The 15,004-nt window shown below is 44.1% G+C and carries 14 protein-coding genes; 6 read left to right on the forward strand and 8 right to left on the reverse strand.

Annotation, left to right across the window (positions count from 1 at the left end; all coding sequences use genetic code 11):
* Positions 1 to 120 precede the first annotated feature (120 nt).
* The 4 genes from queC (at position 121) to AC0VYG_RS12720 (ending at position 2,924) form a co-directional block, all read left to right on the forward strand.
* Entirely contained in the window at positions 121 to 780 is a 660-nt protein-coding gene (gene queC / locus AC0VYG_RS12705) for a 7-cyano-7-deazaguanine synthase QueC (RefSeq protein WP_475428369.1), read from the forward strand.
* A 162-nt stretch (positions 781 to 942) separates the two neighbouring features.
* Positions 943 to 1,593, forward strand: a complete 651-nt coding sequence (gene queE, locus AC0VYG_RS12710) for a 7-carboxy-7-deazaguanine synthase (protein WP_475428370.1) — start codon at positions 943 to 945, stop codon at positions 1,591 to 1,593.
* 45 nt (positions 1,594 to 1,638) lie between these two features.
* Positions 1,639 to 2,142, forward strand: a complete 504-nt coding sequence (locus tag AC0VYG_RS12715; RefSeq protein WP_475428371.1) for a peptidylprolyl isomerase — start codon at positions 1,639 to 1,641, stop codon at positions 2,140 to 2,142.
* The gene (locus tag AC0VYG_RS12720) at positions 2,142 to 2,924 is read left to right on the forward strand and encodes a UDP-2,3-diacylglucosamine diphosphatase (RefSeq protein ID WP_475428372.1); all 783 of its coding nucleotides are present in this window, start codon (positions 2,142 to 2,144) and stop codon (positions 2,922 to 2,924) included. The genes AC0VYG_RS12715 and AC0VYG_RS12720 overlap by 1 nt, the downstream gene beginning before the upstream one ends.
* Before the next feature lie 166 nt (positions 2,925 to 3,090).
* On the opposite strand, the gene AC0VYG_RS12725 is transcribed toward AC0VYG_RS12720, so the two are convergent.
* Both AC0VYG_RS12725 and AC0VYG_RS12730 read right to left on the reverse strand, forming a co-directional pair.
* On the reverse strand, positions 3,091 to 3,408 hold the full coding sequence (locus AC0VYG_RS12725; protein WP_475428373.1) for a hypothetical protein: 318 nt from the start codon (positions 3,406 to 3,408) through the stop codon (positions 3,091 to 3,093).
* Positions 3,409 to 3,575: 167 nt separating this feature from the next.
* Positions 3,576 to 4,193, reverse strand: a complete 618-nt coding sequence (locus tag AC0VYG_RS12730) for a MiaE family protein (RefSeq protein ID WP_475428374.1) — start codon at positions 4,191 to 4,193, stop codon at positions 3,576 to 3,578.
* Positions 4,194 to 4,370: 177 nt separating this feature from the next.
* On the opposite strand from AC0VYG_RS12730, the gene AC0VYG_RS12735 reads away from it, so the two are divergent.
* On the forward strand, positions 4,371 to 6,125 hold the full coding sequence (locus AC0VYG_RS12735; protein ID WP_475428375.1) for a formylglycine-generating enzyme family protein: 1,755 nt from the start codon (positions 4,371 to 4,373) through the stop codon (positions 6,123 to 6,125).
* A 197-nt stretch (positions 6,126 to 6,322) separates the two neighbouring features.
* Positions 6,323 to 8,926, forward strand: coding sequence for a bifunctional aconitate hydratase 2/2-methylisocitrate dehydratase (acnB, locus tag AC0VYG_RS12740; protein ID WP_475428376.1), 2,604 nt, complete (start codon positions 6,323 to 6,325; stop codon positions 8,924 to 8,926).
* A 597-nt stretch (positions 8,927 to 9,523) separates the two neighbouring features.
* On the opposite strand, the gene hpf is transcribed toward acnB, so the two are convergent.
* The 6 genes from hpf to leuB form a co-directional block, all read right to left on the reverse strand.
* Positions 9,524 to 9,916, reverse strand: coding sequence for a ribosome hibernation-promoting factor, HPF/YfiA family (hpf, locus tag AC0VYG_RS12745; protein WP_475428377.1), 393 nt, complete (start codon positions 9,914 to 9,916; stop codon positions 9,524 to 9,526).
* A gap of 286 nt (positions 9,917 to 10,202) precedes the next feature.
* Complete coding sequence (locus AC0VYG_RS12750; RefSeq protein ID WP_475428378.1) at positions 10,203 to 10,550, reverse strand: GFA family protein; 348 nt, start codon at positions 10,548 to 10,550, stop codon at positions 10,203 to 10,205.
* Positions 10,551 to 10,618: 68 nt separating this feature from the next.
* Positions 10,619 to 11,554: a signal peptidase I gene (gene lepB, locus AC0VYG_RS12755; protein WP_475428379.1), complete on the reverse strand. Its 936-nt coding sequence runs from the start codon at positions 11,552 to 11,554 to the stop codon at positions 10,619 to 10,621.
* A 173-nt stretch (positions 11,555 to 11,727) separates the two neighbouring features.
* Positions 11,728 to 12,417: a hypothetical protein gene (locus tag AC0VYG_RS12760; protein ID WP_475428380.1), complete on the reverse strand. Its 690-nt coding sequence runs from the start codon at positions 12,415 to 12,417 to the stop codon at positions 11,728 to 11,730.
* A 280-nt stretch (positions 12,418 to 12,697) separates the two neighbouring features.
* Positions 12,698 to 13,816: an aspartate-semialdehyde dehydrogenase gene (asd, locus tag AC0VYG_RS12765; protein WP_067020521.1), complete on the reverse strand. Its 1,119-nt coding sequence runs from the start codon at positions 13,814 to 13,816 to the stop codon at positions 12,698 to 12,700.
* 74 nt (positions 13,817 to 13,890) lie between these two features.
* Positions 13,891 to 14,982, reverse strand: coding sequence for a 3-isopropylmalate dehydrogenase (leuB, locus tag AC0VYG_RS12770; protein ID WP_475428381.1), 1,092 nt, complete (start codon positions 14,980 to 14,982; stop codon positions 13,891 to 13,893).
* Positions 14,983 to 15,004 lie beyond the last annotated feature (22 nt).

Consider the following 15,004-nt stretch of genomic DNA (forward strand, 5'->3'; position numbering starts at 1 on the left):
GAATTTTTCATGGATTTCTAGTTCGCTTTATCGGCCTTCTGCTATAATTCGCGCCCTTATTGCCCATGCTTAGGCAATAAACCAACACTCTCACCACCTAAGTAATCAGAGGTAACAGATATGTTAGAAAAAGCCGTCGTGGTGTATTCCGGAGGAATGGACTCATTTACCGTCCTCAATACCGCACTTCAAAGCGGGCTAGAGGTTTACGCCCTATCTTTTAATTACGGACAAAAACACAGCAAAGAGTTACAAGTCGCCGCACAAGTTTGCCGTGAATTACATGTCCCTCACAAAATCGTCGATATCACGGCGATTACTAGCTTGATGGCTAACTCATCCCTCACAGGTGATGAAGACATTCCCGAAGGCCATTATGAAAGTGACAACATGAAATCCACCGTGGTCCCCAATCGTAATATGGTATTACTTTCTATGGCGATTGCTTATGCCGTCTCACTAGAAGCAGGTAAAGTGTACTATGGCGCCCACTCGGGTGATCATCATATATATCCTGACTGTCGTCCTGAATTTGTCGCAGCCATGAATGCCGTTTCTAGCATTGCCAATTACCAACCCGTTGAAATCGTCACACCCTTTTTGCATTCGTCCAAAGGCGACATTTTAAAAACGGGATTAGAGATGAATTTAGATTACGCTAAAACATGGACTTGCTATAATGGCCGTGAAAAATCCTGTGGCAAATGTGGCGCCTGTAACGAACGACTAGAAGCGTTTGCTGAACAAGGCAAGACAGACCCACTGGAATATGAAGCCTAAGTGATCATTAACGTCAATTAATGACTCACTTACCCTGATTTTAGTCTGCTTGTTTCGGTTGCGACTGGCTTTTGTTCCACAAATTCCCAGTGTGCCGATAACATAACAACTAAAGTGAACCCTTACCTCGAACTGTTTTTCGAGACGTAACTGGTGTAACACATGTATTCAATTAAAGAAGCCTTTTATTCATTACAAGGCGAAGGGGCACACGCTGGTCGCCCTGCTCTATTTTGTCGATTTACTGGCTGTAATTTATGGTCAGGACAAGAAAAAACCCGCGCGCAATCTGACTGCCAATTCTGCGACACCGATTTCATCGGCATAGATGGCCAAAACGGTGGAAAATTTAAAACCGCAGTACAATTACGCGAACACATCGATGCCCTATGGCCCGCTGGCCAAGCACACAAGTACGTTATTTTTACCGGTGGTGAACCCGCCCTGCAGCTCGATGAAGCACTCATTGCAGAAATGAAACAATGTGGTTACACCATCGCCATTGAAACCAATGGCACACTTCCATTACCTCAAGGCATCGATTGGATATGCGTTAGCCCAAAAACGACGAAACCGTTAGTGGTAACTAAAGGCAGTGAACTCAAGCTGGTGTACCCACAAGCACACATCACCCCAGAGTTATTTGAAGGCTTGGATTTTATGCATTTTTACCTGCAACCCATGGACCAAAGCCACCTAACAGTCGATCAAATTCCACTAATTGATACCCAACAAGCCACTTTACACTATTGTTTAGCACATCCACTGTGGCGTCTCAGCCTACAAACACATAAAATGCTTAATATCGATTAAACATTGAATACAATTTTGTCTCTTTACCAGAATAAGGAATTATAAATGATCATTTTACACACTAACTTCGGTGATATTCATGTTGAGTTAGATTACGAAAAAGCCCCAAAAACAGCAAAAAACTTTGAAGATCACGTCGTCTCAGGTCACTACGATGGTGTAATCTTTCACCGCGTCATCAACAACTTTATGGTACAAGCGGGGGGATTTGAACCTGGAATGACGCAAAAAGACGCTAAGCCTTCCATCGAAAACGAAGCGGATAATGGCTTGAAAAACCTAACTGGTACCCTTGCGATGGCCCGCACGATGGACCCTCATTCTGCTTCAACACAATTCTTTATCAACGTAGCAGATAATGAATTTCTCAATCATCGCAGCAAATCAGCCGACGGCTGGGGTTATGCTGTATTTGGTAAAGTAACAGCAGGTATGGACATCGTTAACAAGATTAAAGAAGTCAGAACCACGACAAAAGCTGGACACCAAGACGTGCCTGCCGAAGACGTTATCATCGAAAAAGCGGAATTGGTTAAAGGCGAGAGCTAATGACTCGTTATTTCATATCCGATCTGCACCTTTACGACAAACGCCCGGATTTAATCCGAGCGTTTGTTTATATGTTGCAAGAAATCGCCGACAGACACACCAACAGCGATGCCAGTATCTATATACTGGGCGATCTCTATGAAGCCTGGATCGGCGATGACTTTCAAGCAGACTGGAACGACCCAATCAAACAGGCTCTACGTAGTCTGTCAGATACAGGAATAGGGTTATTTTTTATTCATGGCAACCGTGATTTTTTGATTGGGGATACTTGGTGCCGGGAAGTTGGCGCAACACTACTCAGTGAACAGACACTAATAAAGCAAGGTAGCCGCTCTATTCTACTCACCCATGGTGATGAATACTGTCAAGAAGACATTGAATACCAAAAGCTTCGTGCGATGGTTCGATCCACACAGTGGCAGACTCAAGTGCTCTCTATGCCGTTGGAACAACGACTCGCGCTAGCGGAACAGTTGCGTAATGACAGCAAAAGCATGTCATCGGACAAATCGTCCAACATCATGGATGTCACGGAAGCCCATGTCGCTCAATCTATGAAAGAGCACCATGCTAACCTTCTTATCCATGGACATACCCATCGTCCCGCGCTCCACTCCCTCGCAGATTATAGCCGTTGCGTGTTGGGAGACTGGGATGACTATGTTTGGTTAGCTACCCTAGACGATCAAGCCTACGCACAGGCAAACTGCAGTGTGGATGACTTTTTAGCCAATGGTATGAAGGCCTTAAAAAACGTTCACACTCAGCCATTAGGCTAATCTGAGCAACAGCATTTGGCTCAATTGTGAGTCATCACGACGAATTAGCCGTCGGCGCAAAAGAGAAACGCCCAACTGTTTCAAGTTGGGCGTTTTTAATTCAGATGAATCCATTATCAGCAAGCCAATTGGAACAAATGCCATTTAGACCATACAGCCAATTAACTTAATTGAGGTGAAGCAGCTCCTTTACCCATTGAGTTTCAGCGCCTTTTCGCAAGCGTGAAAACTCTACATGACGCTCGTGTAATAATGCCACGGCTCGAAAAAAGGCATTATTCACGACGACTGGGTTAAGCTGAACGCCATAGTTTTGCCACCAATGCTGTTGAGCTTTACTGGTTAATAGTTGATACAAATAATCCAATTCCACAGAGCCTTGATATACCTTATCAAGGTTTATCATTTGATCATTTTTAGATATTTCCAATGCCAACCAATAGGTAACATCTGGCAATTGCTCACTCATTTGCATACCCATCATTCACCTCTCCAATCATCAGCTGTTACACCGATAAGTCTAGCACCCTAAACTCAAATAACTTGTAGGAATATGAAATGCTTTGTAGCCTTTCGTAATAACAAAACCAACAGTAACATCTTGTATATTATCGTAATTGCCAAATTTCTTTTCCACCATACCGCCCTTTTTTAAGCGACTGCAACCATTGGTGGACCACTATGAACACGAAACGCATCATCGGGCTCAATGATTAAAGCATGTTCTAATTCACGAAAAAATTCAACGCGTTCTGCAATCGATTCCCCTGCATATTCTTCCGCCAAAGCCAAATAATCTTCAAAATGACGAGCCTCGGATTTAAGCAAGGATTGATAAAACTTAGACAGTTCTGGATCCAAATGGGGAGCCAATACGGCAAAACGCTCGCAAGAACGCGCTTCAACAAAGGCACCAATAATTAAGGTATCAACCAGACGAGCGGGCTCGTGAGTACGGATATGTTTTCGCAAACCATCCGCATAACGAGAAGCCGTTAAATGCTCATAGGCAACATCACGCTTACGCATCAATTTATGCACTTGTTCAAAATGCAATAATTCTTCACGGGCCAAGCGAGACATTTTATGCAGCAAATTATCACGATCCACATAGCGATACATCAAACTCATCGCCGTTGAGGCGGCTTTTTTTTCGCAATGTGCATGATCATTTAACAGCAGCGATTGGTTTTCAAGAGCCCAATTCACCCAAGCGTCAGGGGAACGACAGGGAAGAAAAGCCACAAGCTCAGGATACGCAGATAACATTACTCTACCTTTTCATCTTAAAAAACGGGATTATACTAGGTAAAAGATGGATAAGTCTTCTAACTCTCAGTCTCTAATAGCAATTCTTATAAAAGATGAGACAATAAAAGCGTTAGTCACCTTCCCTCATCGTATACACATAGGCAGTATTGTCTTGATTTGGACATCAAACGATTAATGATAGATTTCTACGACATAAATAAATTAAAAATCGGCCAGCACGTTGGCGTAGAACTGGATCCTTATGTTTTAAACTATCCAACTGGCAAGAATAAAGCCTCTTGGGTAGCGGACCATGGTGGGAGATCCTTTGTCATTCGGTTTTACGAAAAGGATCGTGGCAAGGTTGACGACTTTGTCCAAAATGCACGTAAGTACGCCCAGCTAAAACATCCGGCGATTACGCCCAATTACCCACCTTTCTATTCTAAATTGTGGGTATTCTCTTGCTCCGCCGTATGTGGCGGCGAGAACTTGTACAGTTTTTTAGGTAAATACCCTGAAGGCGCCCCCTTAAATGTGGTCATTAGCCTCTTTGACACCATTGCCAAAGCCTTAGACCAAATTCATGCAAAAAGCTTTTTCCACGGTCACTTGGATTTAAGTGCCATACAGGTGGTGAACGGCATTGGCATCATGACAGGCGTTGGTGCACATCACTGGATGGAAAACATCACCAATAACGAAATGGACCCAAGGCTATTTCCGCCTGAGTATCTAAAAAAGATACAAAGTCGCTCTCCTATTTCGGATCGTTATTGTTTTATGCGCCTACTCATGGCGGCGTTGCTCGGTGAATCTATTTTAGATAAAGCCCAACCCAGTCAACTGCCCAACTCGCATCCGTATTTGAGTAATGAAACGTGGAAAAAGCTCAAAAACTGGACTCGCAGTGCAGAACGCCATCGCCCAAAATCTTTAGTGGAAGTCATGCGTTTATTACGGGCAAACTTATATCGTCCAGAAGCGGCAGAAGAGAAGGCTCCGCCAAAAGAGAATAAACGTTCCCCCTTATTGGCTCGCAAGAATATATTGATCGCAGCAGGCCTCATTGCCTCCGTCGTCTTCGCATCGGTGGCATTATGGTCTGAAGAGCCTGCACCGAAGCCCATTATTGCCCAAGAAGAAACACCAAAAGAAAAAACACCAGAAGAATTATTCAATGCCTTACCACAAGTACTACAAGAACCATTAAAAGACGGTGGAAAAGCCCCTAAAGTCGAGAAGATTGCCCCTTCAACCTTTTTAATGGGGGATCAGCAACACGTAGGCGACGATAACGAAAGGCCGGTTCATGAAGTGAAGATCCCCAAAGGCTTTTATATGAGTAAATATGAAGTCACCTTTAATCAATATGATCGTTTTGCTAGGGCAACGGGGCGACCAATTCCCTCCGACAATGGCTGGGGACGAGGCAATCGTCCTGTCATTAATGTCAGCTGGTACGATGCAAAAGCTTATGCGGCATGGCTCTCCGAACAAACAGGCCAAGAGTACCGATTACCAACAGAAATTGAGTGGGAGTATTCAGCCAGAGCCAACTCCAATACCAGCTATTGGTATGGCAATAAAGTCAAACCAGGCTACAGTGTGTGCGACAGCTGCGGTAGCCAATGGGATGGAGTATCGACTGCACCGGTCGGTAGCCAAGCCAGCAACCCGTTTGGATTATATGACATGCTTGGCAATGTGGCTGAGTGGGTAGAAGACTGTTACCACAAAAATTATGACGGCGCGCCAACCAGTAACCAGGTCTGGCTATCAAACCGATGTGACAGCCGCGTACTGCGCGGTGGCTCATGGTTTGACATTCCAAGAGTGGGACGCAGTTCCACCCGGTATCGCGCACAACCTAAACTCAAAGCCAGCAACTGGGGATTCCGTGTCGTGCGCGTCATCCCGGATTCTGCCCTAACCCCCAAATCAGAATAATTCCGCTAAATGTCACCTATTCGAAATTATTATGGGGGTTATTAAGCCTTTAACCTATTTTTTATATAAAATAATAATACGCCAAAGGATTAAATTTCTATTGTGTTCAGATCATTTAATAATGGATTATCTGAACTTACGCCTCAACGCATCGGTTACAAAATATACACTGATGTAAAAACCTAAGGGGAACTATTGTGTTAGAAGCATACCGTAAACACGTCGAGGAACGCGCTCAACTAAGCATTCCACCGACACCTCTCGATGCAGAACAAACCTCTGCTTTGATCGAGCTACTTAAAAATCCACCAGCAGGTGAAGAAGAATTTATTCTTGATCTTCTTAAAAATCGCGTGCCAGCCGGTGTAGACGAAGCCGCCTACGTTAAAGCGGGCTTCTTAGCGGCCATAACAAAAGGCGAAGCTGCTTCTCCATTGATCGACAAAGCCTTAGCGACTGAAATTCTTGGCACCATGCTGGGTGGTTACAACATCCAACCACTTATCGAATGCCTTGATATCGAAGAGCTTGCTCCTATTGCCGTAAAAGCACTGTCTCATACCTTGTTGATTTTCGATGCGTTCCATGACGTTGAAGAAAAATCCAAAGCGGGTAATCCACACGCGAAAAAAATCATCCAATCTTGGGCGGATGGCGAATGGTTCACCGCGAAGAAAAAATTGGAAGAAAAAATCACCGTTACTGTTTTCAAAGTAACGGGTGAAACCAATACAGACGACCTGTCTCCAGCACCTGATGCTTGGTCACGTCCGGACATCCCACTGCATGCCACCGCCATGCTTAAAATGGCTCGCGATGGCATCACTCCTGATGTGGACGGTGAAGTTGGCCCAATCAGCAAAATCCTTGAGTTGAAAGAAAAAGGGTATCCTTTAGCTTACGTTGGTGACGTTGTAGGTACTGGCTCTAGCCGTAAATCAGCAACCAACTCCGTACTATGGCACATGGGCGATGACATTCCTTTCATCCCTAATAAACGTGCAGGCGGTGTTTGTATCGGTAGTAAAATTGCTCCTATCTTCTTCAACACCATGGAAGACGCTGGCGCCCTACCTATCGAAATGGACGTAGATAAAATGGACATGGGCGATGTCATCGATATCTACCCATACGAAGGCGTGGTGAAAAAACACGACTCTGACGAAGTGATCAGCACCTTCTCTTTGAAAACCCAAGTCCTGCTAGACGAAGTTCGTGCTGGTGGCCGTATTCCTTTGATCATTGGCCGCGGCTTAACCACCAAAGCTCGTGAATCTCTAGGTCTTGGCGCAACAGACCTATTCACCCTTCCTGGTGCCGTTGCCGATTCTGATAAAGGTTTCACTCTGGCTCAAAAAATGGTTGGTAAAGCTTGCGGTCTTCCAGGTGTTCGCCCGAACTCTTACTGCGAACCTAAGATGACAACCGTTGGTTCTCAAGATACAACGGGCCCAATGACACGCGACGAACTAAAAGACTTGGCTTGCCTAGGCTTTACTTCTGATCTTGTTATGCAGTCTTTCTGTCACACTGCGGCTTACCCAAAACCAGTCGACGTAACCACTCACCACACACTTCCTGATTTCATCATGAACCGTGGCGGTGTGTCTCTTCGCCCTGGCGACGGCATCATCCACTCTTGGTTGAACCGCATGCTACTTCCAGACACAGTGGGCACGGGTGGTGACTCTCATACTCGTTTCCCTCTTGGTATTTCTTTCCCAGCCGGTTCTGGCCTTGTTGCCTTCGCGGCAGCAACAGGTGTTATGCCTCTTGATATGCCTGAGTCTGTTTTGGTTCGCTTTAAAGGCAAAATGCAACCAGGTATCACACTACGCGACCTTGTTCATGCGATTCCTTACCAAGCCATCCAAGAAGGCTACCTAACCGTTGAGAAGAAAGGTAAGAAAAACATCTTCTCTGGTCGTATTCTAGAAATCGAAGGCCTTGAGCACCTAACAGCTGAACAAGCGTTTGAATTGTCTGACGCCTCTGCTGAGCGCTCTGCTGCGGGTTGTACCATCAACTTGTCAGAAGAGTCTGTTGCCGAATACCTAAAATCTAACATCGTCATGCTACGCTGGATGATTTCTGAAGGTTACGGCGATGCTCGTACTCTTGAGCGCCGAGCAAAAGCCATGGAAGAATGGTTGGCCAACCCAAGCCTAATGCGTGCAGATGCCGATGCAGAATACGCAGCGGTTATTGAAATCGACCTAGACACTATAAAAGAACCCGTTCTTTGTGCGCCAAATGATCCAGATGACGCTCGCCTTCTTTCTGACGTACAAGGTCAACAGATCGACGAAGTCTTCATCGGTTCTTGTATGACGAACATCGGCCACTTCCGTGCCGCTGGTAAGCTTCTAGATGCCGCAGGTAAAGTGGTTCCAACTCGCCTATGGGTTGCACCACCAACTAAGATGGACGCCGAGCAATTGACCGCTGAAGGCTACTATAGCATCTTCGGTAAAGCAGGCGCTCGCATGGAAATGCCTGGTTGTTCACTCTGTATGGGTAACCAAGCACGTGTTGCAGAAAAATCCACTGTGGTTTCCACCTCAACACGTAACTTCCCTAACCGTCTTGGTAATGGTGCAAACGTATTCCTAGCATCAGCAGAACTTGCTGCAGTTGCTTCTCTACTAGGCAAGCTACCAACGCCTGAAGAGTACTTGGAGTATGCGAACAAGATCAATAGCATGTCGGCTGAAGTGTACAAATACCTCAACTTCGACAAAATGGGCGAATACGTGAAAAAAGCATCTAGCGTGATTGCGACAGATGCAGTGTCTGCTTAAGACGGCTTAGACAGCGTTAAAAAACCGATGTAGAGCAATCTACATCGGTTTTTTTATTTCCGATACCCTTCATTTATACCTCGACACTGGTAAATCCACTTTTCCACTAAACAAGGATCTTACGCATCCAATCTTAGAAAGGACATGTTTCAATTTAGACATAAAAAACCCCAACTGTTTTCTCAAACAATCGGGGTCGTTGCCTTTTTATGATATCTGCATGCTTTATTAGCAAACCCTTATCGGTCCACGGTGCAACAGTACTTATAGTTAATACAATAATCAGGCCAACTTTGAAAATCTACCCAAAAACACCGTAAAAAGGAGGCTCTTATCCCAAAACGAACCGCCAAATACCAGTACAAAGCTATTTTTCAGGTCTTAGGTAACCATCTGGCATTGAAGAAGAAACAAAGTGAATCGCCCTAAAACCAAACGCCTTCCTTTAAAACGCACCATTTTAAATCACTTTTTCGCCGTAACACAAATTTAGGGTAGTCGATAAAGGATAGATAACAAAAAGCCTCGCTTAGCGAGGCTTATGCTTGTTGTCGCTTACCTTAAGATAATGAAAAGGTAAGATGAAGGATACTAAAATTAAATGACTTCTCTTTCTACTAGCTCGTCAAACTCGGCTTGCTGTTCCCTTTCTCCAATACTTTCCACATCTTCAGCAGTAATATGATGCTGACGACCTGTATGTTTGGCTTTATGTTTCACTAATTGCTTTTCTAATTTAGCAACCAATGCGTCCAATGCAGGTTTCAATTGCTGCTCGGTTTTCACCGTGGCGAAGAGATCATGACCAGGAATATGAACACTGGCTTCCACTATTAAACGATGTATCTCATGCTTTTCTGTATTTAATATCACTTTAATACTAGTGATTTGTTGATTGATGCGGGCCAAATGATCCATTTTCTCTTTAACTAACTGCTGAACTTCTTCGCCAGATTGTACGTGGTGACCGCTAATGTTTAATGTATACATAGAGAATTTCCTTCATTTTTATTGGAAAGCTGTTTGTAAAAAAAGTCGTCTTGGTTCCTTATGTTAGGTAGATAGTAATAACCTATGGACTATTGCGATGGATTTCAATCCCAAATTTGTAAATTGTTTCACAAGTTTGATAATGAATATTTCAAAACAATGAGTTAGGTCACACCAGTGTCAACATAGTCTTACCTGTCCGCATAAATAAAGCATGGGCAAACAGAAAATGTTCACAACAAGCCCCTCTGTTATACAGCATAACGCCATCACAGCCTATTCCGAGCTACTTTAGAGCAACCGATGCACCGTCTATTTTACGAACGGGAATACGTGAAAGTACATCTCCTTCCGCCATCCTCATATTAATGGCCAAAATAGTATCTGGGCATTTCTCTGTTGTCACATAATGAGTTAAGCAGCCACAGCAATTACAGCGGTGGAATTCAACCTCTTGATCCCCCCAACAATAGAAATCGGTCTTTACTTTACTATTGATTTGAACATGTTCGGGAGGAAAATACGCCCAAGCAGCAGCATAACGTCGACAAATAGAGCAATTACATACCCCCACTTCGTCGGGCATAGTACTGAACTCCAAACGGACATTGCCACAATGGCACGTTAACAACATTATTTGACTCCTTGCTTAATCAATTAACAAAGACTGGGCTTTACTTATTAATTAATTCAGTAAAAAAATTACCATATATACGTAACTTTACCAATGACATTAGCTTCTGGTAAAAAACCCCAATAACGACTATCCAGACTATTATCTCTGTTATCACCTAACATGAAATAATGTTTATCTGGAACCACCCATACATTGGGAGGGGTTCCAATTTGATTAAAGTAACGGCTGGATATGTCACTAAAATGAGCATTCAACTGAATGTTATATGAGACATCACCTAAAGAGGCTTGATAATACACGTAATCCGAACCTTCTTTTTTAGTTCTTTTGCGCTCTTGCACAATCTCTTTAATCTGTGAGCAATCAGCAGCCTGACTCGAGCAAGAGGGTTTAATATAGAGTTTTTTATCACGGTATATGACCGTATCACCAGGCAAACCAACAACCCTTTTGACATATTCGATTTGCGGATTGTTTGGATATTGAAATACGATTACATCACCTCTGTGCAGCGCTCTCGATGGCGATTTCTTGATGACTTGCATCCCCAGATACCGATAGTTCCCATAGCCACTTTTACTAACGATGAGTTGATCGCCAGGGTTTAATGTGGGGCTCATGGATTTTGAAGGGATAGTGAATGGCTCATACAAGAAGATACGCACAAAGGATAGCAATACGAAAAATATTAGGAAACAAATCAATGCTCCCCACCAACTAGCGTACCAGCTTCTTATTTCACGCCTATTGTAACCACGACTGATTATATAAGCGTGAAGAGGACAGATAATAAGAAGAAGCCAAGAAAAGTAGATGTGTTGATACCAAGCTCCATTATTGGGTATTCCATGTAGCTTGCTATCAAGAAAAGAAAAAAACACACCCAAAATTAAATAACACCAAAACCATTTGATTTTATTAACATACAAAAATGCAAACGGCTGCATTACCAAACCGTAAAGAATACTTAGCCAACCTTTAGGCTTCCATAAATCGGTCAAATTATATCCTATTTAGCCAACATTCTAATTATAGTCAGAAGTGAGATAAAAACTGCTCCTTGCATTAGCGGTTTTATCAATCACAAAAAAGACCTTAATTCTCCAATAAGATGACCATAATGCAACTAAGTAGTTCTTTGCAATCGATATTCAAAAAACATAGTAAAATCGAACTAACTCTCTTCATCCGCATGGGACACAGAGTCAAAAATGTCTACCTGCTCAAAGTTTTCCAACCAAAAGTAGGAACTAACCAAGCTAAATTGACGAGTTAAACCTTCATCCGTCAATTGCTTCAACTGCCAAACGAGGCCGGGAGCTTCAGGAAACTGTGTGCCTTTGATTTGATCTTCGTACAAACGATTGATCAGAGCATCATCCCCCTGTCCATTGGCTAACAATCGCACAATAGAGGAATGTAGCGACTCATCAAAAATAACCATATCTTCAACATGCTCTGCTGTCACGGTCATTTCAAGCTCAACACCGGTAGGGCTCGCAAAGGTTCCATTAAAGGCTTCACGCAATAAACCATAAGCGCTAAAGAAACGCTCATGGAACAGGCAATCTGGGTACTCTTCCCATGAGCGATCATCAATCATATCGTGACTGACTTGATCTATTTTGCCTTTTTCTAGCTCTGGAAATAAATGCGTCAATACGGCCTTTGCCGCATCCGCTGGCCCAAGATCGTTTAACGACATCAAGCACATTTCGCGGAGCTCCGCCGCGTCCATTTGTTCTACATCATCCTCAAAGCCCATAATGCTCAAAAGAGCACGATAATCTCTGTCAGACCAGGCACCTTGAATTTTGCTTACTTTACGAAAAGAATTAATTTGAACGGAAAACTTCGTTTGCATTTAGCACTCCTATTTGAACGCCAATATTGCAAAAAATAAAACAAATAGGCGTTGTCATTAGCCAATAGAGACCTTAAAAAAATAAACAGGCCGAGTAACCAATGTACAGGGAGTATCAGCAACATGCTATCCTCCGCAGGAGAAAATGTTTTTAGGGAGCGTTTTGAACAAAGCGGGATTCTGTTTACAACAATGGACATAAAATACACTGACAGCCAGACACAAAAAACCCGCTCAAAGGCGGGTTTTTATCAGGATCAACTAGCCATTCAACGAATCATTAGTCTTCCAATAAGATACGCAACATGCGACGAAGCGGCTCTGCAGCGCCCCATAGAAGCTGGTCACCCACTGAAAACGCACTGATGTATTCGGGCCCCATATTCAGTTTACGAATACGACCCACTGGAACATTCAGTGTGCCAGTAGCAACCGTTGGTGTTAAGCCTTTCATTGTTGCTTCTTTATCATTTGGCACGACATTGACCCAGTCATTATGCTGAGCCAGAATGCCTTCGATATCCGCAACGGGGATGTCTTTGTTCAGTTTGATCGTAAAGGCTTGGCTATGGCAGCGCATGGCACCGATACGAACACACAAACCATCAACAGGAATAGGCGCACCAGTATTCCCTAAAATTTTGTTGGTTTCTGCTTGCGCCTTCCACTCTTCGCGACTCTGGCCATTTTCAAGCTGAGAATCGATGTAAGGGATCAGCGAGCCCGCTAGTGGCACACCAAATTGATCAACAGGCATGGAGCTGGAACGCATTTGCTCAGCAACCTTACGGTCAATCTCTAGAATCGCGCTAGCAGGATCCGCCAACTCAGACGCAACAGAGCCATGCAGCAATCCCATTTGATTGATCAACTCACGCATGTGTCGAGCACCACCGCCAGACGCAGCCTGATAAGTCATGGAGGTCATCCATTCAATGTGGCCTTTTTCAAACAGACCACCCAAACCAAGTAACATCAAGCTAACAGTACAATTACCCCCAACAAAAGTTTTTACGCCATCTTTCAAGCCTTGTTGGATGACTTTTTGGTTTACTGGATCCAATACGATGATAGCGTCTTTATCCATACGCAATGAAGACGCCGCATCAATCCAGTAACCTTTCCAACCAGCATTACGCAACTGAGGGTAAATGGCCTTGGTGTAATCGCCGCCTTGACAGGTAATAATCACATCCATCTTCTTCAAAGACTCAATGTCGTTCGCGTCTTGAAGTAATGAAATGTCTTTACCAATATCTGGGCCAGCTTGACCCGTTTGCGACGTGGAAAAGAAAACAGGATCGATCAAATCGAAATCTTTCTCTTCACGCATACGTTGCATCAACACGGAACCAACCATTCCGCGCCAACCGACTAAACCTACAGTGTGTTTTGACATGGTTTTAAACCCTTTTATTGGTGGGGCCACTCATACCAAGAGCAGTATCCCAAGTTAATGCCTAATCCTTTTGATTAGGCTTTCAGTGCAACGGCCAATGCATCAAGTACCGCATCACCCATTGCTTTTGTGCTAACCGTTTCCGATCCTTCTGACGCGATGTCCGATGTTCTCAATCCTTGATCAAGAACACGACTCACAGCCGCCTCGATAGCATCTGCAGCCTCTTTCGCGCCCAAGGAGTAGCGCAACATCATAGCAACAGAAAGGATCGTCGCCAACGGATTTGCGATGCCTTTTCCGGCAATATCAGGAGCAGAACCGTGGCAAGGTTCATACATACCGCGACCTTCTGCATTCAAAGAAGCGGATGGTAACATTCCGATAGAGCCTGTCAGCATCGCCGCCGCGTCCGACAAAATATCGCCAAACATATTACCCGTTACCATAACATCAAACTGCTTAGGAGCGCGAACCAACTGCATAGCGGCATTGTCTACCAACATATGTGTTAGCTCAACATCTGGGTACTCTTTTGCCACTTCCTCCATGATTTCTTTCCAAAGCACGGTCACTTCCAATACATTGGACTTATCGATAGAGCAAACACGTTTACCACGCTGACGTGCTGCCTCAAAAGCGGAACGACCGATACGACGAATTTCAGATTCACTGTAAACGTAAGTGTTATACCCCTGACGCTCACCATTTTCTAACGTACGAATACCGCGAGGTTGACCAAAATAAATACCACCCGTTAATTCCCTCACGATTAAGATATCTAAACCTGCCACGATTTCAGGCTTCAAACTAGAAGCGGCTGCCAATTGTGGATAAAGAATCGCAGGACGTAGATTCGAAAACAGCTCAAGATTAGAGCGTAAGCCCAACAACCCTTTTTCAGGACGAACCGCCATGTCTAACTTGTCCCATTTAGGCCCACCTACTGCCCCCAACAAAATGGCATCCGCCGCTTTTGCTTTGGTCAAAGTTGACTCTGGAAGCGGTGTGCCAGTCTCGTCATATGCCGTCCCACCCACTAACGCACTTTCGTGAGTGATATCCAAATGAAAAGCCTCATTGACCGCATCCAATACACGAACAGCCTGCTCAACAATTTCAGGACCAATGCCATCACCGGGCAAAATTAATACATTCTTAGCCATTTTCTTATCCTCAATTCTTTAA

The sequence above is a fragment of the Marinomonas sp. 63XJN7_7_ISO-PGPR-S23-202 genome (assembly GCF_056173505.1).

What these genes read in the sequence shown, in the direction of transcription:
- queC (WP_475428369.1), top strand. Translation starts at nt 121, where the DNA reads ATGTTAGAAAAAGCCGTCGTGGTGTATTCCGGAGGAATGGACTCATTT.
- queE (WP_475428370.1), top strand. Translation starts at nt 943, where the DNA reads ATGTATTCAATTAAAGAAGCCTTTTATTCATTACAAGGCGAAGGGGCA.
- AC0VYG_RS12715 (WP_475428371.1), top strand. Translation starts at nt 1,639, where the DNA reads ATGATCATTTTACACACTAACTTCGGTGATATTCATGTTGAGTTAGAT.
- AC0VYG_RS12720 (WP_475428372.1), top strand. Translation starts at nt 2,142, where the DNA reads ATGACTCGTTATTTCATATCCGATCTGCACCTTTACGACAAACGCCCG.
- AC0VYG_RS12725 (WP_475428373.1), bottom strand. Translation starts at nt 3,408, where the DNA reads ATGATGGGTATGCAAATGAGTGAGCAATTGCCAGATGTTACCTATTGG.
- AC0VYG_RS12730 (WP_475428374.1), bottom strand. Translation starts at nt 4,193, where the DNA reads ATGTTATCTGCGTATCCTGAGCTTGTGGCTTTTCTTCCCTGTCGTTCC.
- AC0VYG_RS12735 (WP_475428375.1), top strand. Translation starts at nt 4,371, where the DNA reads ATGATAGATTTCTACGACATAAATAAATTAAAAATCGGCCAGCACGTT.
- hpf (WP_475428377.1), bottom strand. Translation starts at nt 9,916, where the DNA reads ATGTATACATTAAACATTAGCGGTCACCACGTACAATCTGGCGAAGAA.
- AC0VYG_RS12750 (WP_475428378.1), bottom strand. Translation starts at nt 10,550, where the DNA reads ATGTTGTTAACGTGCCATTGTGGCAATGTCCGTTTGGAGTTCAGTACT.
- AC0VYG_RS12760 (WP_475428380.1), bottom strand. Translation starts at nt 12,417, where the DNA reads ATGCAAACGAAGTTTTCCGTTCAAATTAATTCTTTTCGTAAAGTAAGC.
- asd (WP_067020521.1), bottom strand. Translation starts at nt 13,816, where the DNA reads ATGTCAAAACACACTGTAGGTTTAGTCGGTTGGCGCGGAATGGTTGGT.
- leuB (WP_475428381.1), bottom strand. Translation starts at nt 14,982, where the DNA reads ATGGCTAAGAATGTATTAATTTTGCCCGGTGATGGCATTGGTCCTGAA.